The organism is Neobacillus sp. GCM10023253, assembly GCF_042653105.1.
Taxonomy (GTDB): domain Bacteria; phylum Bacillota; class Bacilli; order Bacillales; family Cytobacillaceae; genus Neobacillus; species Neobacillus citreus.
Window position 1 is genome coordinate 196,082 of record NZ_JBHSHV010000008.1, and the last position, 15,823, is coordinate 211,904.

Here is a 15,823-nt window from a genome sequence, read left to right on the forward strand (position 1 = left end):
AGTGGACAATGGAATCAAATCCTTTCGAATGTAAAATTAGCTTTGCAGGTTCTTCAATGCATTTTTTAAAACCTTCCCCGCAGGGTTGCGAGGCAGCTCGGAAACAAATTCTACTAGTTTCGGAATCTTGTAATTTGCCAATCTTTCAGCTACAAAATCTCTTATTTCCTGTGGGTCAATAACCTCCTGGTCTTTCGTTACAATGACCGCTTTGACCACTTCTCCAAAAATGGCATCAGGAACGCCGACTACGGCGGCTTCGTGCACCTTTGGGTGATTATAAAGGACATTTTCGACCTCGATGGAAAAGATTTTTTCACCACCGCGGTTAATCAAATCCTTTTTCCGGTCGACTATATAAACAAAGCCGTCCTCATCCATTTTGGCCAGGTCGCCGGAGCGCCAAAACCCATCGACAAATGAGGTTTGATTGGCTGTTTCATTGTCCCAATATCCCTCTACCACCATCGGCCCCTTAATTAATAGTTCCCCGACTTCTCCCGGTGAACATGGCTCATCGTTATCATTTACGACCTTTAACTCGCCAACCGGCACCGGCAAGCCAACCGATTGAAATTTCGCTTCGTTATATGACTGCGGCATAAGCGTTGCCGGAGAAGATGTTTCCGTTGCCCCGTATGCATTTTGCAAATAGGCGTTTGGAAAATATTTTTTCAATTTATAAATGGTTTCTGTCGACATTGGCGCTCCACCATATGCGATACAGTTTACATTTGTGTAGCTGTATAATGAGAAATCCTGATGGGCCATCATCATGACATAAATGGTCGGTACATTAAATAAGAATGTTACCTGTTCTTCGGCTGCCAAGCGGATGAATTCCTCCGTCTTAAATCTCCTTATGATCAAGGACGTGCCGCCCACTCGTACCATATGAAAAAGCTGCCCAATTAATCCGGTCACATGAAAGAGCGGAACCGCAATCAGTGTCTTCGCCTTGTGCGTCGTTTTAAAGACAGTTTCATAATTGATGGAACTGTGAATGGCACCTAAATGGCTTCCGACCGCTCCCTTTGGCAACCCGGTAGTTCCAGATGTATACATAATAAATAGGGGGTCATCCTCTGAAACAGGAACCTCGGAAACAGACGCAGGCTGCTCAAGGATTTCAAAAGGTAAATAGTCTTTTCGTTTAGGAGTTTTATTTCCTATTAAAAAGAAATTTTGAATCGTTTCAGTTGAACTGCTGTCTCTCATGCTTTCAACTGTTTCCAAAAATTCATCATCGACAAACAAGAGCTGGCTGCCTGATTGCTCGAGCATATAGGAAAGCTCGTTTTCTTTTAAACGGGTATTTAACGGTACAAAAATGGCACCCAATTTAGCGCAGGCAAATACCAGTAAACTGAATTCAATACTGTTCCCAAGTAGCAGGGCAATTCGGTCGCCTTTTTTTACACATAAGGAACTTTGTAAATTGCCGGCAATTTCTAGCGCTTTATCGTACGTTTCTTTGTAGGTTAATCGTACTCCGTTCATGACCAGCGCTTCGTGTTCAGGGAACTTCTGGGAAGCTTCCTCCAACATCGCAAAAAGATTCTGCGGCCGGTTCTCGAATACTTTTAATTCACGATTAAAATGGATTTCCTTTACGATATTCATGCAGCAACCTCCTTTAACGTGCCGTCCAACCGCCGTCGACGTGGAGCACTTGGCCTGTCACATATTTTGATGTATCAGATGCCAAGAACACGACTGGTCCAACGAGGTCTGATATTTCCCCAAATCTTTTGATCATCGTAGAGTTGACGATCTTTTCGACCCGCTCAGGATCGGAAAGCCAATCCTGCGTCATCGGCGTCATAATATAGCCAGGGCCAATCGCGTTGACAGTAATGTTATTTGGTGCCAATTCCTCAGCCCAGATTTTTGTTAATTGATTAATGCCGCCTTTACTGGCAGCATAGGAAGTTTGAAACGACATTCCCACGCTTCCAAAAATGGAGGAGATGTTAATAATTTTCCCGTAGTTTTGTTTGATCATCTGCTTGGCACAGGCCTGCCCGACCAGAAAAATCCCTTTTAAATTGACCCCCAATACTCGGTCCCAATCGCTTTCTTCCACTTCGACCAACGGCTTGCGGATATTCATGCCGGCATTGTTGACCAAGATATCAAGCGAGCCAAAGCGCTCGACTGTTTTCTGGACAAGCTTTTCTACCTGCTCCTTTTTTGTCACATCAGCTTGAATATAAGCGGCATTCATGCCTTCTTCCTTTAATTGTTGTACGGCCGTTTCTCCTTCATCGGCCCCCCGGCTGGTAATGACAAGAGTTGCCCCATAACGGCCCAAAGCTTGTGCCATACCTAAGCCAATTCCTTTACTTCCTCCGGTTACAAGGGCCACTTTTCCACTAAGCTCAAAAGTTGGAAAATCCATCAATTTTCATCACCTTCCGTCAAATTTATTTTTTTAATGACAATCCATATTTTTATATTGCAATTATCGTGCCAATTTTTGAATAAATAGAAAATATTTAATATTTAGATATTAATCGACAAATTCTTATAAAATTTTTGTCAAACAATGTTGAAAAGAACAGAAAAAAGCCGACAAATAAACGTCGGCTCTAAAATAAGGATATTAGGGTTTGATTCCTTTTTTCATCAAAAATTTTATATACCTAACTTTTGCATCTTTTTTACTAGCGCAGACTGACTAATTCCTAATTCCATCGCAGCACGCCTGGTTGTCCTGGATTCCTCCATTTGTTCTTTTATGACCTTCCGCTCCACATTGGCCAAAATTTCCTTTAACTTTCCCTTTTCTGTTGTTGTTTTTTCCAAACCTCTGAGTAAATTTGGCGGCAAATCTTTAATCTGGATTTCGTCATGATCGGAGGTAATCACTAGTCTTTCCACCAAGTTTTCCAATTCTCTGATATTCCCTGGCCAATGGTATTTTTCAAAGAAATTCAGAATTTCAGGATGAAATCGTTTATTCAGCTTGCTTTTTTTATTCGTTTTATTTAAAAAATAGAACGCAAGCGGCACAATGTCGGCTTTCCTTTCCCTTAATGGAGGAATCCGGATAGGAACGATGTTTAGCCGGTAATAAAGGTCCCTTCGGAAATCATTTTTATCGACCATTTCCTCCAGATTCATATGCGTCGCGGAGATAACCCTTACATCAATTTTAATACTTTTCCGGCCGCCGACTCGCATGATTTCAAACTCCTGAAGCACCCTTAATAATTTCACCTGAAGATCAACTGGCATATCACCAATCTCATCCAAAAAGATGGTACCCCCATTTGCCAGCTCAAACAACCCCGGTTTTCCATGGCTGTCCGCACCGGTAAACGCCCCTTTTTCATAGCCAAATAGTTCGGATTCAAGCAGGTGTTTAGGAATGGCACCGCAATTGACTTTAATTAATGGCTTATCGGCCCGGTCGCTTTCGTTATGCAAATAATTGACAATAACCTCTTTTCCTACTCCAGACTCCCCCAAGACCAGCACACCGGAATCTACCTTGGCCACTTTTCTTGCCAGATGAAAAACCTTCATGATTTCCTGGCTTTGTGCGACTATCCCATCAACATGCATTTGGATTAATTCCCGTTTTTTGAAATCTTCAATTTCACTTAAATATTTTTCTGTTAATTTTCTAGATTGATAGAGTGCGTTTTTCATTTGATTTAAATCTGATATGTCCCTAACATTCGTGACAACAAACGCTATGTCACCGCCCGGGTCAAAAATTGGACTCCCGGTTACCAGCAGTTCCTTGCCTCTTACTGTTTGAATGATTGTGACCGGTCTTTTTTCTTCTAATACTTTTAATGTGACCGATTCAGAAACAATCCCTTCTTTCACCACAGTCTCCATGCTTTTTCCAAGCAGTTCGTGACTTTTCACACCGGTTATTTTGGAGTAAGCCCTGTTTACCATCACTCCGACACCGTTTTTATCCGCAACATAGACTCCATCGTAGCTTCCATGAAAAATCGACACCAAAATAGTTTCGATATCCGACTTTTCCACTCCATTCATCCGCATGGCTTCCGATAAAAAGAAGTTCTCATTTTCCACTGGCGCTCACCCCTAAAGATTGTTGATGAAAAATCGAATCAACTTTTCTGTTTGATTCCTTTTATAATCAAACATTCTCCAAATATTTGAAATTTCCTCTTTTTTAATACAAAAAATCCGGTTTTATTCAACCGGATAGGCATAAATGATATATCGTTTCGGCGCATTGCCGACAAAATGGAACGGGTAGCAGGTGGACAGGACCAATTCCTCCTTGCCCGCCTTTCTAATGATGGTCCGATCATTTTTATCGACAATTTTCGAAGAAGCCATTTTGTATTTAAAAGTGCCATAAGGGAATTCAAGGATAAAAAAATCGCCCGGTTTCAGTCCGCCAAACTTTCTAAACACCGTGTCTCTGTGTCCGACCGGAGAAAAAAGAGCATTAAAAAAGACCAGCATTTCTGCTGATCTTGTATCCACCTATGTATGGTGGAGACGGCGGGACGTGCGTTTCCATGCTTTCGTCATGGCACTGACTATATCTTGAACCTGTTTGTTGTTTACAGGTCCTCTGGCGTTTTATGCGAAATGTAGATTTACCCTTTTTTGGGGTATGAGATTTCGCATCTTAGTACTACCAATGGATTGTTTGGCAGCCTATAAGTCGATACACGGCTGTTGGATTGCTCCACATACCGCTCGGCATTGCCTTATCGCTTTTTCAAGCAACTTAGGTTTCACCGATAAAGCCAGATTTTCACTTATGTGTTACCACATAAGGCGACTAATTACTAATCGAACCCGCGTCCAAAGATATTGGCACTTAAGCTTCTACGAGTGTAGTCGACATATTCGCGCTTCGCTGATCCATCTGCCTATCGACAGGCGTCCGGTCAGCTAGCCTGGTTGTTCTCTTCCTTTGTCCTCAGGCGGTGGACTCCGGCGTAGCCTACTAAGAGTGAGTCCGCTACCCTACCACATAGGCGATGGAGGGGCGAACAGCTATGCAGTTATTAAGCTGCGAAAGCTAAGTTGTTGTTAGTTTTGCCAGTTATGGCTTTGACGTTTTAACGAGGCCGATCCCCTCGACTCGCAACCTAAGCTCAAACTACCCCTGTCGAATCCGTAGCGTCCCCATTATAAAAAGTTGCTTTTATGAAGCAAGACGTTAGGAAAATGGCAAGCTCTTGAGCCAAGTTGTTTGCCGCTCATCTCAGCGACAAATTTATTATAACACATTTAGAGGATTTTTCAATTGTAAGTATTTGTAAGATATATCAAATTGCCTTTTTTACATCTTCTGACGATCGCGGAAGGCGCGCTCGATTTCACGTTTTGCTTCTTTTTGCTTCAAAGACTCACGCTTATCGTAGTTCTTTTTACCTTTTGCAAGTCCAAGCAGCACCTTGCAAAAACCATTTTTCAAATAAAGCTTTAATGGAATTAAAGAATACCCTGCTTCTCTAGTATCCCCAAAAAGCTTTAAAATTTCACGCTTATGAAGCAGTAGCTTTCGTTCTCGTTCCGGGTCATGATTGTAGCGGTTTCCTTGCTCATATGGGCTGATATGCACTCCGATAAGGGTGATTTCTCCATTATGAATTCGCGCGTAGGAGTCTTTTAGGTTCACTTTGCCGGCACGGATGGACTTAATCTCCGTTCCCTGCAAGACGATTCCAGCCTCGTATGTTTCCTCGATAAAATAGTCATGATAAGCCTTTTTATTCTGGGCAACGACTTTTCCTTCACCTTTTGGCATAATTTTCACCTCGTTTACGTGTTAATTTTAACAGAACAGGTGAGTCTATACAATTAGAAAAGAAGGTGAAAGGGATGACGCGGTGGATGAAGGACATTTTCAGCCTCGCACTTCTGCTTTTTGTCCTTCATCCGCCTTATGAAGGACATTTTATGACTTCCACCTCTGCACTTTGTCCTTCATCCGCTTTATGAAGGACATTTTACGACTTCTACCTCTGCACTTTGTCCTTCATCCGCTTTATGAAGGACATTTTACGACTTCCACCCCTGCATTTTGTCCTTCACCTGCAACATGAAGGACATTTTCTAGCTCGTACAACTAAGTCCTGGTCTTCATACTCAATTAAAGTTAATAAAGAGAGCCCAAAAAAGGCTCTCTCCCTAATATTTCTTTTTCTTCCGCTTGGTGCTTTTATTTTTCGGAACGTTCTCATAAAATTTGCGTTTCTTTTTCGACTTTCCGCCGCCCTGGCCGCCACCGCCGCCAGCATCGGACTTGCCGTCACCTTGTTTGCCTCCTCGGCCGCCCTGCTGCCCACGCTCACCCTGCTTATTCCGGCGAGGCTTTGACTCATTGCTGCCCGTCTTAAAGACCTTCGGCACTGTAGAACGCTCACGCCGTGGCGTACCCTTCATGCCGACGATTTCAAAATCAATCGAGCGCTCCTCTTTATTGACCTTAACGACCCGAACGGTAATCTCATCACCGATACGGAACACATTCCCGGTTCGCTCGCCAATCATCGCATAATGGCGCTCGTCAAAACGGTAATAATCGTCGGTCATGTAGCTGACATGGACAAGTCCTTCAATCGTGTTCGGCAGCTCGACAAACATTCCGAAGTTCGTGACGGAGCTGATGATTCCATCGTACTCTTCGCCAATCTTGTCTTCCATATATTCAGCTTTCTTCAATTCATCGGTTTCGCGCTCCGCATCAACGGCACGGCGCTCCATTTTTGAAGAATGCATTGCTATATCTGGAAGCTCGGCATTCCATTTTGCCCTTGTGCCCTCATCCAGTTTTCCTTCAATAATATATGTCCGGATTAACCGGTGCACAATCGTATCCGGATAACGGCGGATTGGCGAGGTGAAATGGGTATAAAACTGGGCTGATAACCCGAAGTGGCCAAGATTCTCGGGATCATATTTCGCTTGCTGCATGGAGCGCAGCATCACAGTGGAAACAACCATTTCCTCTGGCTTGCCCTGGACCTCTTCAATAATTTCCTGCAATGCCCGCGGGTGGACATTGTTTGCTGTCCCCCTTACAAAATACCCGAAGTTAGTAATAAACTCGAAAAACTTGCGCAGTTTGTCTTCCTTTGGATCTTCGTGGATTCGGTAAATGAACGGAACATCCATCCAGTGGAAATGCTCGGCTACCGTTTCGTTGGCCGCCAGCATGAATTCCTCAATCAGGCGTTCCGCTACTGAACGTTCACGCAAGACAACATCGCTTGGTTTTCCTTCCTCATCAACCAATACCTTTGATTCTTTAAAATCAAAATCTATTGCGCCCCGCTTCATTCGTTTAGCCCGAAGAATCGAAGCAAGCTCGCCCATTAATTCGAACATCGGTACCAGCGCCTCGTATCGCGCCCTCGTCTCCTCGTCCTTATCGACGAGTATCCGGTTGACATCGTAATACGTCATCCGCTCAGTCGTTTTAATTACGCTTTGAAAAATTTCATTAGAGACGACTTGGCCTTCCTCGTTGATTTCCATTTCACACGATAGCACTAGCCGGTCTACCTTTGGATTCAGGGAACAGATTCCATTCGACAACCGATGTGGAATCATCGGAATTACACGGTCTACTAAATAAACACTTGTAGCCCGGTCCGCAGCTTCGACATCAATCGGCGTGCCTTCTTTTACATAATAGCTGACATCGGCAATATGGACGCCGAGCTTGTAGTTACCATTATCGAGTCGCGTAACGGTAACAGCGTCATCCAAGTCTTTTGCGTCCGCGCCATCAATCGTCACAATGGTTTCGCCACGAAGGTCACGGCGATTCACCAGCTCACTTTCATCGATTGTGTCTGGTGTCTCATTAGCCTGCTGCAGAACTTCATCCGGAAACGCCATCGGTAACCCATGCTTATGTATAACAGACAAAATATCCACACCAGGGTCATTTTTATGGCCAAGGATGGTAATTACTTCGCCCTCAGCACTTTTTCTCCCCTCAGGATAGGAGGTAAGCTTTACGACTACCTTATGTCCTTCGACCGCACCCTTGGATGCCTCTTTTGGGATAAAAATATCACTAGCAAATTTCTTGTCATCCGGTATGACGAAACCGAAGCTTTTGCTTTCAACATAAGTACCGACAATTTGCTGTATACCTCGTTCGATGATCCGGATAATGCTTCCCTCGCGGCGCTGGCCCGAGCTTTCCGAGGAAATTCGAACTAGCACGGTATCCCCATGCATGGCATTATTCGTTTCTGTCGGCGGAATAAAAATATCATCCATCCCTGCCTCTTCGGGAATAACAAACGCAAATCCCTTTGCATGCCCCGTCAACTTGCCACGGATTAGATTCATTTTTTGAGGAAGACCATAGCGGTTCGCCCGGGTTCTTACAACAAGACCCTTTTCCTCCATTTGCACAAGTGCTTTGACAAATTCCTTAAAATCAGCAGAATCCGAAATACCCAACGCGGATTCCAGCTCCTGAACTGTTAACGGCTTGTATGCCTCGTCCTTCATATATTGCAAAAGCCTGTCGACATGCTTTTTAATATTTTCTTCCATATTAATCCCTCCTTTAATAAGGTTTTTAACGTTATACGAGCCAATCTAGCTTTTCTAAAAAGGCGTACACATCTTCATGCAGTTGTTCCTTCTCTTTGTCCAGCGTAATGACGTGGCCGGATTCTTCATACCATTTGATTTCCTTCTTTTCCGATTCAATATTTTCGAAAATAATATTGGCGCTCTCGGTGTTGATCATGTTGTCGTGGCGGGCCTGAACCACAAAGGTTGGGGCATAAATCATATCGACATTGTCGCGTACATCGGCAATCAATGCCTGGAGAGCCTTAAGCGTCCCCATTGGTGTCTTTTTAAATTCATCCATTTCCAATTCGATTTGCTCGTCTGATTTTCCTTCCCGCTTTTTAAATTCACGGGCATATTCGAGAACTCCTTCGTACATAACTTGTTCACTTTTGATATACATCGGGGCACACATGGTGACAATTCCCTTTACAGGTACAGTGTATCCCAATTTCAAGGAAAATACGCCGCCAAGGGATAAACCGGCAACCGCAATTTCATCGTAGCCTTTATTTTTCAAAAATTCATACCCGTTCAATACGTCCTGCCACCAATCCTCCGGACCAGTGTGAACCAGTTCTTCTGGGGGTACTCCGTGGCCCTTATAATGCGGCGCATGGCAGGTGTAGCCCTTTTTCTCCAGAAAACGCCCAAGCATCCGGACATCTGAAGAATTACCAGTAAATCCATGCAGCAGCAAAACAGCCCGCTTCCCTCCCTCAAACAAAAATGGCTTCGGTAACGTAATCCTCATACATACTACTCCTTCACTAACACAAAATATCGCTATTCCTTAGTTTAATCAAAGAAGAAGTGAACATTCTACCAAAATGCTTGAATAGTGCCGCGCGTGGACATTGTCCTGCCCAGATGGACACACCACTGAAGCTCTCGCTCAAAATGCAGAAAACCCGGCGCGGGGCCGGGTTTTTGTTTACTTATATTAGATTTTGAAGTAGGTAACGGCTAAGGTGAGCAAGAAGAATAGAACTGATAGGACGACTGTGATACGGTGAAGGATCAAGTCGATTCCACGTGCTTTTTGCTTACCAAATAACTGTTCAGCACCACCGGAAATGGCACCGGATAAACCAGCGCTTTTACCTGATTGAAGTAAGACAACAACGATAAGTGCAATACTTACGATCACTAATAATGTAACTAAAAATGCATGCATGAAGGCCACCTCCTGTAGACGTACAATACACAGTATATTAAATTTACCATAATTAAGCCTTTTTAACAATACAACTTTCTGTGACAGGTTTTGGATTTGAGACTGCATGAAAAGGATTATTGTTTTACCTTAATATTGAAATTGGCCTCAATATACTTTTTCTCCTCATCCAGTGATAATACTCCTGTCGCTTTTCCTATCGTTCCGCCTTGAAGATTCCAAATAGCATTGTGGTCGGTATCAATCCTAGAAAACTCTCCTTTTTCCCAGCGATTTAAGATAGCGATGTAAAGGGAAGCATTTTCATATTTAGCAGGGTGGGCATTAACTATTTCCAGCAATCGTTCCACCCGTTCCTTTGTTAATGGGATTGCTCCCCACTTTTTATTGGCGATCACCTTTTGGTGAGACATTTTGTGAATAGCATCCATGATTGCCGTTTCGGACATATCCATTGGGAACTCCACTGCAATTTGGCTGACGTCAGCATCCTCAATTTGGATGACGGTTTCCCCACTCTTTGCTTTTTGCTCCTTCATGGTGACATCCGCTTTTTGAAAAGGCAAAGATCCGTTGAAAAGATAGTATCCAGTAGCAAGAACAGCAACAATTATAAGCACCCACTGTATCTTCGATAACCTTTTCAGAATTTTTTTCATTCCCATCTTCCCCAGTCTATCTGTTTTAAACAATGTTGTTTTCTAAGTATTATTATACAAAGGCAAGTTGATTCCCTGCTTTTCATTCCAATTTTTTTCATAAATGGATGCTACGACAGTAAACTGGTTTTATCCGACAGTGACGAAATGCTATCCGACAGTTGGAGCGATTTATCCGACAGTAACCATACGTTATCCGCCAGTAAAAGCGACTTATCCGACAGTCACCCCCGAAACATAATAAAAGGACCTCCAGCCTAGTACGGCAGGAGGTCCTAATTTTATTAAAAATTACTTCTTCAAGTTATAGAAAGACTTGATTCCGTTATATTGTGCAGTTTCACCTAATTGATCTTCAATGCGAAGCAATTGGTTGTATTTCGCAACGCGGTCTGTACGAGATGGTGCACCAGTCTTGATTTGACCAGCGTTTGTAGCAACAGCGATGTCAGCAATTGTTGCATCTTCTGTTTCACCAGAACGGTGAGAGATAACTGCAGTGTAGCCTGCGCGCTTAGCCATTTCGATTGCATCAAATGTTTCAGTTAATGTACCGATTTGGTTTACTTTGATTAGGATAGAATTGGCAATGCCTCTTTCAATTCCTTCTGCAAGCTTCTTAGTGTTTGTAACGAATAGGTCGTCACCGACTAATTGAACTTTGCCGCCGATGCGCTCAGTTAATAGCTTGTGGCCTTCCCAGTCGTTTTCATCAAGACCGTCTTCGATAGAGATGATTGGGTATTTAGAAACAAGCTCTTCATACCAAGCAACCATTTCTTCAGAAGTCTTGACTTTGCCTTCGCCTTCAAGATGGTATTTGCCGTCTTCTTTGCTGTAAAGTTCAGAAGAAGCAACGTCCATAGCAAGCATAACTTCTTCGCCAGGCTTGTAGCCAGCTTTTTCAATAGCTTCGATGATTGTTTGTAATGCTTCCTCGTTAGAGCCTAGGTTTGGTGCAAAGCCGCCTTCGTCACCAACAGCAGTGTTTAAGCCTTTGCCTTTTAAAACAGACTTTAAGCTGTGGAAAATTTCTGCGCCCATGCGAAGAGCTTCTTTGAAGCTAGGAGCACCGACAGGCATAACCATGAATTCCTGAATGTCTACGTTGTTATCAGCATGCGCGCCGCCGTTTACGATGTTCATCATTGGCACTGGAAGCTGCTTGGAGTTGAAGCCGCCAAGGTATTGGTATAAAGGAACATCCAGGTAGTTTGCTGCAGCATGAGCCACTGCCATAGATACGCCAAGAATCGCGTTAGCACCTAATTTGCCTTTGTTTTCAGTTCCGTCTAACTCGATAAGAGCTTTATCGACAGAAACCTGATCAAGCACGCTGTAGCCTTCTTCAACTAACATTGGCGCGATAATGTCGTTTACGTTGTCAACTGCTTTTTGAACACCTTTGCCAAGGTAGCGGCTCTTATCGCCGTCACGAAGTTCAACTGCTTCGTATTCACCAGTGGAAGCTCCACTTGGTACTAAAGCACGGCCGAATGCGCCTGATTCAGTGAAAACTTCAACTTCAACTGTTGGGTTACCGCGGGAATCTAATACTTCACGAGCATAAACATCAATAATATATGGCATTTTTAATTCTCTCCTTTGAAAAATTAATTTTATTAATCAAGTTCTGTTCAATTTTAGGTGAAAAATTACACCCTATTAGCGAATTTTCTGGTTCTATTAGCGGATTTATTTATTCTATTAGCGAATTCAGGAGTCCTATTAGCGAATTTCGCAGTTCTATTGGCGAATACCAGCATTCTATTGGCGAATCGATTTTTTAAGCGAACTTTACTTAATCAACGACTTTCCTGTCATTTCCGCCGGCTGCTTCACATTTAAAAGATCCAGAATAGTTGGCGCTAAATCTCCTAGGATACCGCCGTCACGCACCTCAACACCCTGCTTCGTGACTATAACCGGCACTGGGTTAGTGGTGTGTGCTGTCATTGGATTGCCCTCAAGGGTCACCACCTCATCAGCGTTTCCGTGGTCGGCAGTAATAATCGCTGTACCGCCTTTTGCAAGAATTGCATCGACAATTTTTCCTAAGCACTCATCCACTGCCTCGATCGCCTTGACGGTTGGCTCAAGCTTGCCGGAGTGACCGACCATATCTGGGTTGGCAAAGTTTAAGAGAATCGCATCAAATTTATCCGCTGCAATTTCCTTCAACAAAGCATCAGTCACTTCGTAGGCGCTCATTTCCGGCTGAAGGTCATAAGTTGGTACCTTTGGCGAATTGATTAAAATCCGCTCTTCGCCAGGGAACTTGTCCTCGCGTCCGCCGCTCATAAAGAACGTGACATGCGGATATTTTTCCGTTTCAGCAATGCGCAGCTGTTTCATATTATTTTGCGACAATACTTCACCTAACGTGTTGTCCAAGTTCGTCGGCTTAAAGGCCACGTAGCCGTCGACCGACTCGCTGAAATGTGTTAAACAAACAAAGTGTAAATGTTGCGGATGCTTCGGTCCGCGGTCAAACGAACGGAAGTCTTCGTTTGTAAATGTATTCGAAATCTGGATGGCCCGGTCCGGACGGAAGTTATAAAAAATAACTGCATCGTTGTCCTGGATGGTTGTAACAGGCTGTCCGTCTTCCTTGACGATGACCGATGGAAGAACGAATTCATCATAGATTCCGTGAGAATAAGAATCCTCTACAACCTCTTGTGGGCTCTTGTAAGAAGGTCCTTCTCCATACACCATTGCCCGGTATGATTTTTCAACCCGCTCCCAGCGCTTGTCACGGTCCATGGAGTAATAACGTCCGGAAATGGTGGCGAATTCACCGATACCAATCTCCTTCATTTTTTCCATAGTCTCTTTAATATATGTTGGCGCTGTTTGTGGGCCGACGTCACGGCCGTCAAGGAATGCGTGAATATATACTTTTTCCACGCCTTCTTCCTTGGCCAATTTTAAAAGGGCAAACATATGATTAATATGGCTGTGCACACCGCCGTCTGACAGAAGGCCAAACAGATGCAAAGCTGTGCCATTTTTCTTCGCATGCTCCATTGCGCCAAGGAAGGTTTCATTTTTTTCAAATTCCCCTTCACGGATGGCGATGTTCACACGAGTTAAGCTTTGGTAAACAATCCGGCCAGCACCGATATTTAGGTGACCGACTTCCGAGTTACCCATCTGCCCCTCCGGTAAGCCGACTGCTTCACCGCTCGCAGTTAAATGGTTATGCGGGTAAGTTTCCCAATAGCGGTCAAAATTTGGCTTTTTCGCATGGTAGACCGCATTACCTTTATGCTCATCCCGGCAGCCGAAGCCGTCAAGAATGATGAGGGCAACAGGAGCTTTACTCATATTTACCACCCTCTAGTAATTGCAAAAATGACTGCGGTTCAAGGCTTGCGCCGCCAACAAGGGCACCGTCGATGTCAGGCTGTCCCATGTATTCTTTAATGTTTTCTGGCTTCACGCTGCCGCCGTACTGAATACGGATAGCCGCTGCCACATCTTCGGAAAATTGCTTAGCAACAACTTGGCGGATGTGAGCGCACACTTCGTTTGCATCTGCAGCAGTCGAAGATTTACCTGTTCCGATTGCCCAGATTGGTTCGTAAGCAATGACCGTTACTTTTACTTGGTCCTCCGTTAAGCCTGTGAGAGCTTTTTCAATCTGAGAGCCGACAAGGTTCATAGTCTCGCCATTTTCGCGTTGCTCTAATGTTTCACCGCAGCAAACAATCGGTGTTAGGCCGTGTTTAAATGCTGCAAGAACCTTTTTATTAACTGATTCATCTGTTTCATTGAACATTTCACGGCGCTCAGAGTGGCCGATAATGACATATTGAACGCCTAAGTCAGCAAGTGCTACAGGGCTGATTTCGCCTGTAAAGGCACCCTTTTCTTCGAAATGCACATTTTGAGCACCAATTTTCACTTCGCTGCCTTTGACCGTTTCCACAAGGCTTTGTAAAAATAACGCAGGTGCGCAAATGACAGAATCCATCTTGTCAGCAGCAGGCACGAGGCCTTTCACTTCTTCCGCAAAGCTTTTCGCTTCGGAAAGTGTTTTGTGCATTTTCCAGTTACCTGCAATAATTGGTTTACGCATGCTGGAACATCCCTTTCTTTGGTTAAAAAAATTGAAATGTAGATATCAGTCCAAAATTTGTAGATATCTGCCTAAAATTTGTAGATATATTTTAAAAATTGTAGATAACGGTTCAATCTTTGTAGATATCCACCTGAAATTTGTAGATAAAAATTATTTATCGTTCAACGCCACTACACCTGGAAGTGCTTTTCCTTCCATAAACTCCAATGAAGCGCCGCCGCCTGTGGAGATGTGGCTCATTTTATCAGCAAGGCCGAATTTTTCAACTGCCGCTGCGGAATCGCCACCGCCAATAACGGAATACGCACCTTCAGCATCTGCCAAAGCCTGCGCAACAGCCTTCGTACCGCCAGCAAACTTATCGATTTCAAACACACCCATTGGCCCGTTCCAAATGACAAGCTTGGATTTTTGAATGACATCGCGGTAAATTTCTGCTGTTTTTGGTCCGATATCTAATGCTTCCCAATCAGCAGGAATCTCTTCGATCGCAACCACTTTTGTATTGGCATCTGCTGAGAAATCGTCAGCAACTATCGCATCAACCGGCATATAGAAGTTAACGCCCTTCGCCTTTGCTTTTTCCATAAAGGATTTAGCTAAGTCAATTTTGTCTTCTTCAAGCAGCGATTTACCGATTTCATGGCCCTGTGCCTTAACGAACGTATAAGCAAGGCCGCCGCCGACAATCAAGTTGTCAACCAATTCTAATAGATTTTCAATAACACCAATTTTGTCCTTTACCTTTGCCCCGCCAATAATCGCTGTGAATGGACGTTCCGGATTTGACAATGCCTTGCCAAGAACATCAAGCTCTTTTTGCATTAAGAAGCCAGATACTGCTGGCAAATGGTGTGCGATTCCTTCTGTGGAAGCATGAGCACGGTGTGCAGCACCAAATGCATCATTTACATAAACATCGGCTAGCTCTGCAAATGACTTCGCAAGTTCTGCATCATTCTTTTCTTCACCAGGGTAGAAACGAACATTTTCAAGCAATAAAACGTCGCCTTCAGTCATGGTGTCGATTAACGCTTTAACAGAATCCCCGTAGCCTTCATCTGCTTTCTTCACTTCTTTTCCAAGAAGTTCAGACAGGCGAACCGCCACTGGAGTTAGTCGCATTTCTTCAACCACTTTGCCCTTTGGTCTGCCTAAATGGCTCGCCAGAATTACTTTTGCACCCTGCTCGATTAAATATTGAATCGTTGGCAGTGCCGCACGAATTCGCGTTTCGTCGGTAATTTTTCCATCCTGCATCGGAACGTTGAAATCCACCCGGCAAAACACGCGTTTACCCTTCACATCAACATCTTTTACTGACTTTTTGTTCATCGAAAAAGGACC

13 protein-coding genes and 1 other RNA gene are annotated in these 15,823 nt (G+C 43.9%); all 14 read right to left on the reverse strand.

Features of this window, described 5'->3' with window-relative positions; all coding sequences use genetic code 11:
• Window positions 1–36: 36 nt before the first annotated feature.
• Entirely contained in the window at window positions 37–1,623 is a 1,587-nt protein-coding gene (locus tag ACFPA1_RS11590; RefSeq protein WP_378582989.1) for a class I adenylate-forming enzyme family protein, read from the reverse strand.
• Window positions 1,624–1,636: 13 nt separating this feature from the next.
• Window positions 1,637–2,401 (reverse strand): SDR family NAD(P)-dependent oxidoreductase, encoded by a 765-nt coding sequence (locus ACFPA1_RS11595; RefSeq protein WP_213144255.1) that lies wholly within the window; start codon window positions 2,399–2,401, stop codon window positions 1,637–1,639.
• 236 nt (window positions 2,402–2,637) lie between these two features.
• On the reverse strand, window positions 2,638–4,056 hold the full coding sequence (locus ACFPA1_RS11600) for a sigma-54 interaction domain-containing protein (protein ID WP_241114035.1): 1,419 nt from the start codon (window positions 4,054–4,056) through the stop codon (window positions 2,638–2,640).
• Between the two features lie 123 nt (window positions 4,057–4,179).
• Window positions 4,180–4,458 carry a sortase gene (locus ACFPA1_RS11605; RefSeq protein WP_378582992.1) on the reverse strand — a complete coding sequence of 93 codons (279 nt, stop codon included), beginning with the start codon at window positions 4,456–4,458 and terminating at the stop codon, window positions 4,180–4,182.
• A 333-nt stretch (window positions 4,459–4,791) separates the two neighbouring features.
• Window positions 4,792–5,127: a transfer-messenger RNA gene (gene ssrA / locus ACFPA1_RS11610) on the reverse strand.
• A 163-nt stretch (window positions 5,128–5,290) separates the two neighbouring features.
• A complete protein-coding gene (smpB, locus tag ACFPA1_RS11615; RefSeq protein ID WP_213144254.1) occupies window positions 5,291–5,758 on the reverse strand; it encodes an SsrA-binding protein SmpB in 468 nt (155 codons plus the stop codon).
• A gap of 383 nt (window positions 5,759–6,141) precedes the next feature.
• Window positions 6,142–8,529 carry a ribonuclease R gene (gene rnr, locus ACFPA1_RS11620; RefSeq protein WP_378582995.1) on the reverse strand — a complete coding sequence of 796 codons (2,388 nt, stop codon included), beginning with the start codon at window positions 8,527–8,529 and terminating at the stop codon, window positions 6,142–6,144.
• Between the two features lie 31 nt (window positions 8,530–8,560).
• A complete protein-coding gene (locus ACFPA1_RS11625; protein WP_378582998.1) occupies window positions 8,561–9,307 on the reverse strand; it encodes an alpha/beta hydrolase in 747 nt (248 codons plus the stop codon).
• Window positions 9,308–9,496: 189 nt separating this feature from the next.
• Window positions 9,497–9,730 carry a preprotein translocase subunit SecG gene (gene secG, locus ACFPA1_RS11630; protein WP_213144251.1) on the reverse strand — a complete coding sequence of 78 codons (234 nt, stop codon included), beginning with the start codon at window positions 9,728–9,730 and terminating at the stop codon, window positions 9,497–9,499.
• 116 nt (window positions 9,731–9,846) lie between these two features.
• Window positions 9,847–10,389: a DUF6241 domain-containing protein gene (locus tag ACFPA1_RS11635; protein ID WP_378583001.1), complete on the reverse strand. Its 543-nt coding sequence runs from the start codon at window positions 10,387–10,389 to the stop codon at window positions 9,847–9,849.
• Between the two features lie 291 nt (window positions 10,390–10,680).
• The gene (gene eno / locus ACFPA1_RS11640; protein ID WP_213144249.1) at window positions 10,681–11,979 is read right to left on the reverse strand and encodes a phosphopyruvate hydratase; all 1,299 of its coding nucleotides are present in this window, start codon (window positions 11,977–11,979) and stop codon (window positions 10,681–10,683) included.
• A 207-nt stretch (window positions 11,980–12,186) separates the two neighbouring features.
• On the reverse strand, window positions 12,187–13,719 hold the full coding sequence (gene gpmI / locus ACFPA1_RS11645; RefSeq protein ID WP_378583004.1) for a 2,3-bisphosphoglycerate-independent phosphoglycerate mutase: 1,533 nt from the start codon (window positions 13,717–13,719) through the stop codon (window positions 12,187–12,189).
• Window positions 13,712–14,473, reverse strand: a complete 762-nt coding sequence (gene tpiA / locus ACFPA1_RS11650; RefSeq protein ID WP_378583007.1) for a triose-phosphate isomerase — start codon at window positions 14,471–14,473, stop codon at window positions 13,712–13,714. The genes gpmI and tpiA overlap by 8 nt, the downstream gene beginning before the upstream one ends.
• Before the next feature lie 153 nt (window positions 14,474–14,626).
• Complete coding sequence (locus ACFPA1_RS11655) at window positions 14,627–15,811, reverse strand: phosphoglycerate kinase (protein ID WP_378583010.1); 1,185 nt, start codon at window positions 15,809–15,811, stop codon at window positions 14,627–14,629.
• Between the last annotated feature and the right edge of the window lie 12 nt (window positions 15,812–15,823).

Excerpts from the sequence above, each read along its gene's own strand:
- ACFPA1_RS11605 (WP_378582992.1), bottom strand. The coding sequence starts at position 4,458 with ATGCTGGTCTTTTTTAATGCTCTTTTTTCTCCGGTCGGACACAGAGAC.
- tpiA (WP_378583007.1), bottom strand. The coding sequence starts at position 14,473 with ATGCGTAAACCAATTATTGCAGGTAACTGGAAAATGCACAAAACACTT.
- gpmI (WP_378583004.1), bottom strand. The coding sequence starts at position 13,719 with ATGAGTAAAGCTCCTGTTGCCCTCATCATTCTTGACGGCTTCGGCTGC.
- eno (WP_213144249.1), bottom strand. The coding sequence starts at position 11,979 with ATGCCATATATTATTGATGTTTATGCTCGTGAAGTATTAGATTCCCGC.
- ACFPA1_RS11590 (WP_378582989.1), bottom strand. The coding sequence starts at position 1,623 with ATGAATATCGTAAAGGAAATCCATTTTAATCGTGAATTAAAAGTATTC.
- rnr (WP_378582995.1), bottom strand. The coding sequence starts at position 8,529 with ATGGAAGAAAATATTAAAAAGCATGTCGACAGGCTTTTGCAATATATG.
- secG (WP_213144251.1), bottom strand. The coding sequence starts at position 9,730 with ATGCATGCATTTTTAGTTACATTATTAGTGATCGTAAGTATTGCACTT.
- ACFPA1_RS11655 (WP_378583010.1), bottom strand. The coding sequence starts at position 15,811 with ATGAACAAAAAGTCAGTAAAAGATGTTGATGTGAAGGGTAAACGCGTG.
- ACFPA1_RS11625 (WP_378582998.1), bottom strand. The coding sequence starts at position 9,307 with ATGAGGATTACGTTACCGAAGCCATTTTTGTTTGAGGGAGGGAAGCGG.
- smpB (WP_213144254.1), bottom strand. The coding sequence starts at position 5,758 with ATGCCAAAAGGTGAAGGAAAAGTCGTTGCCCAGAATAAAAAGGCTTAT.
- ACFPA1_RS11595 (WP_213144255.1), bottom strand. The coding sequence starts at position 2,401 with ATGGATTTTCCAACTTTTGAGCTTAGTGGAAAAGTGGCCCTTGTAACC.
- ACFPA1_RS11635 (WP_378583001.1), bottom strand. The coding sequence starts at position 10,389 with ATGAAAAAAATTCTGAAAAGGTTATCGAAGATACAGTGGGTGCTTATA.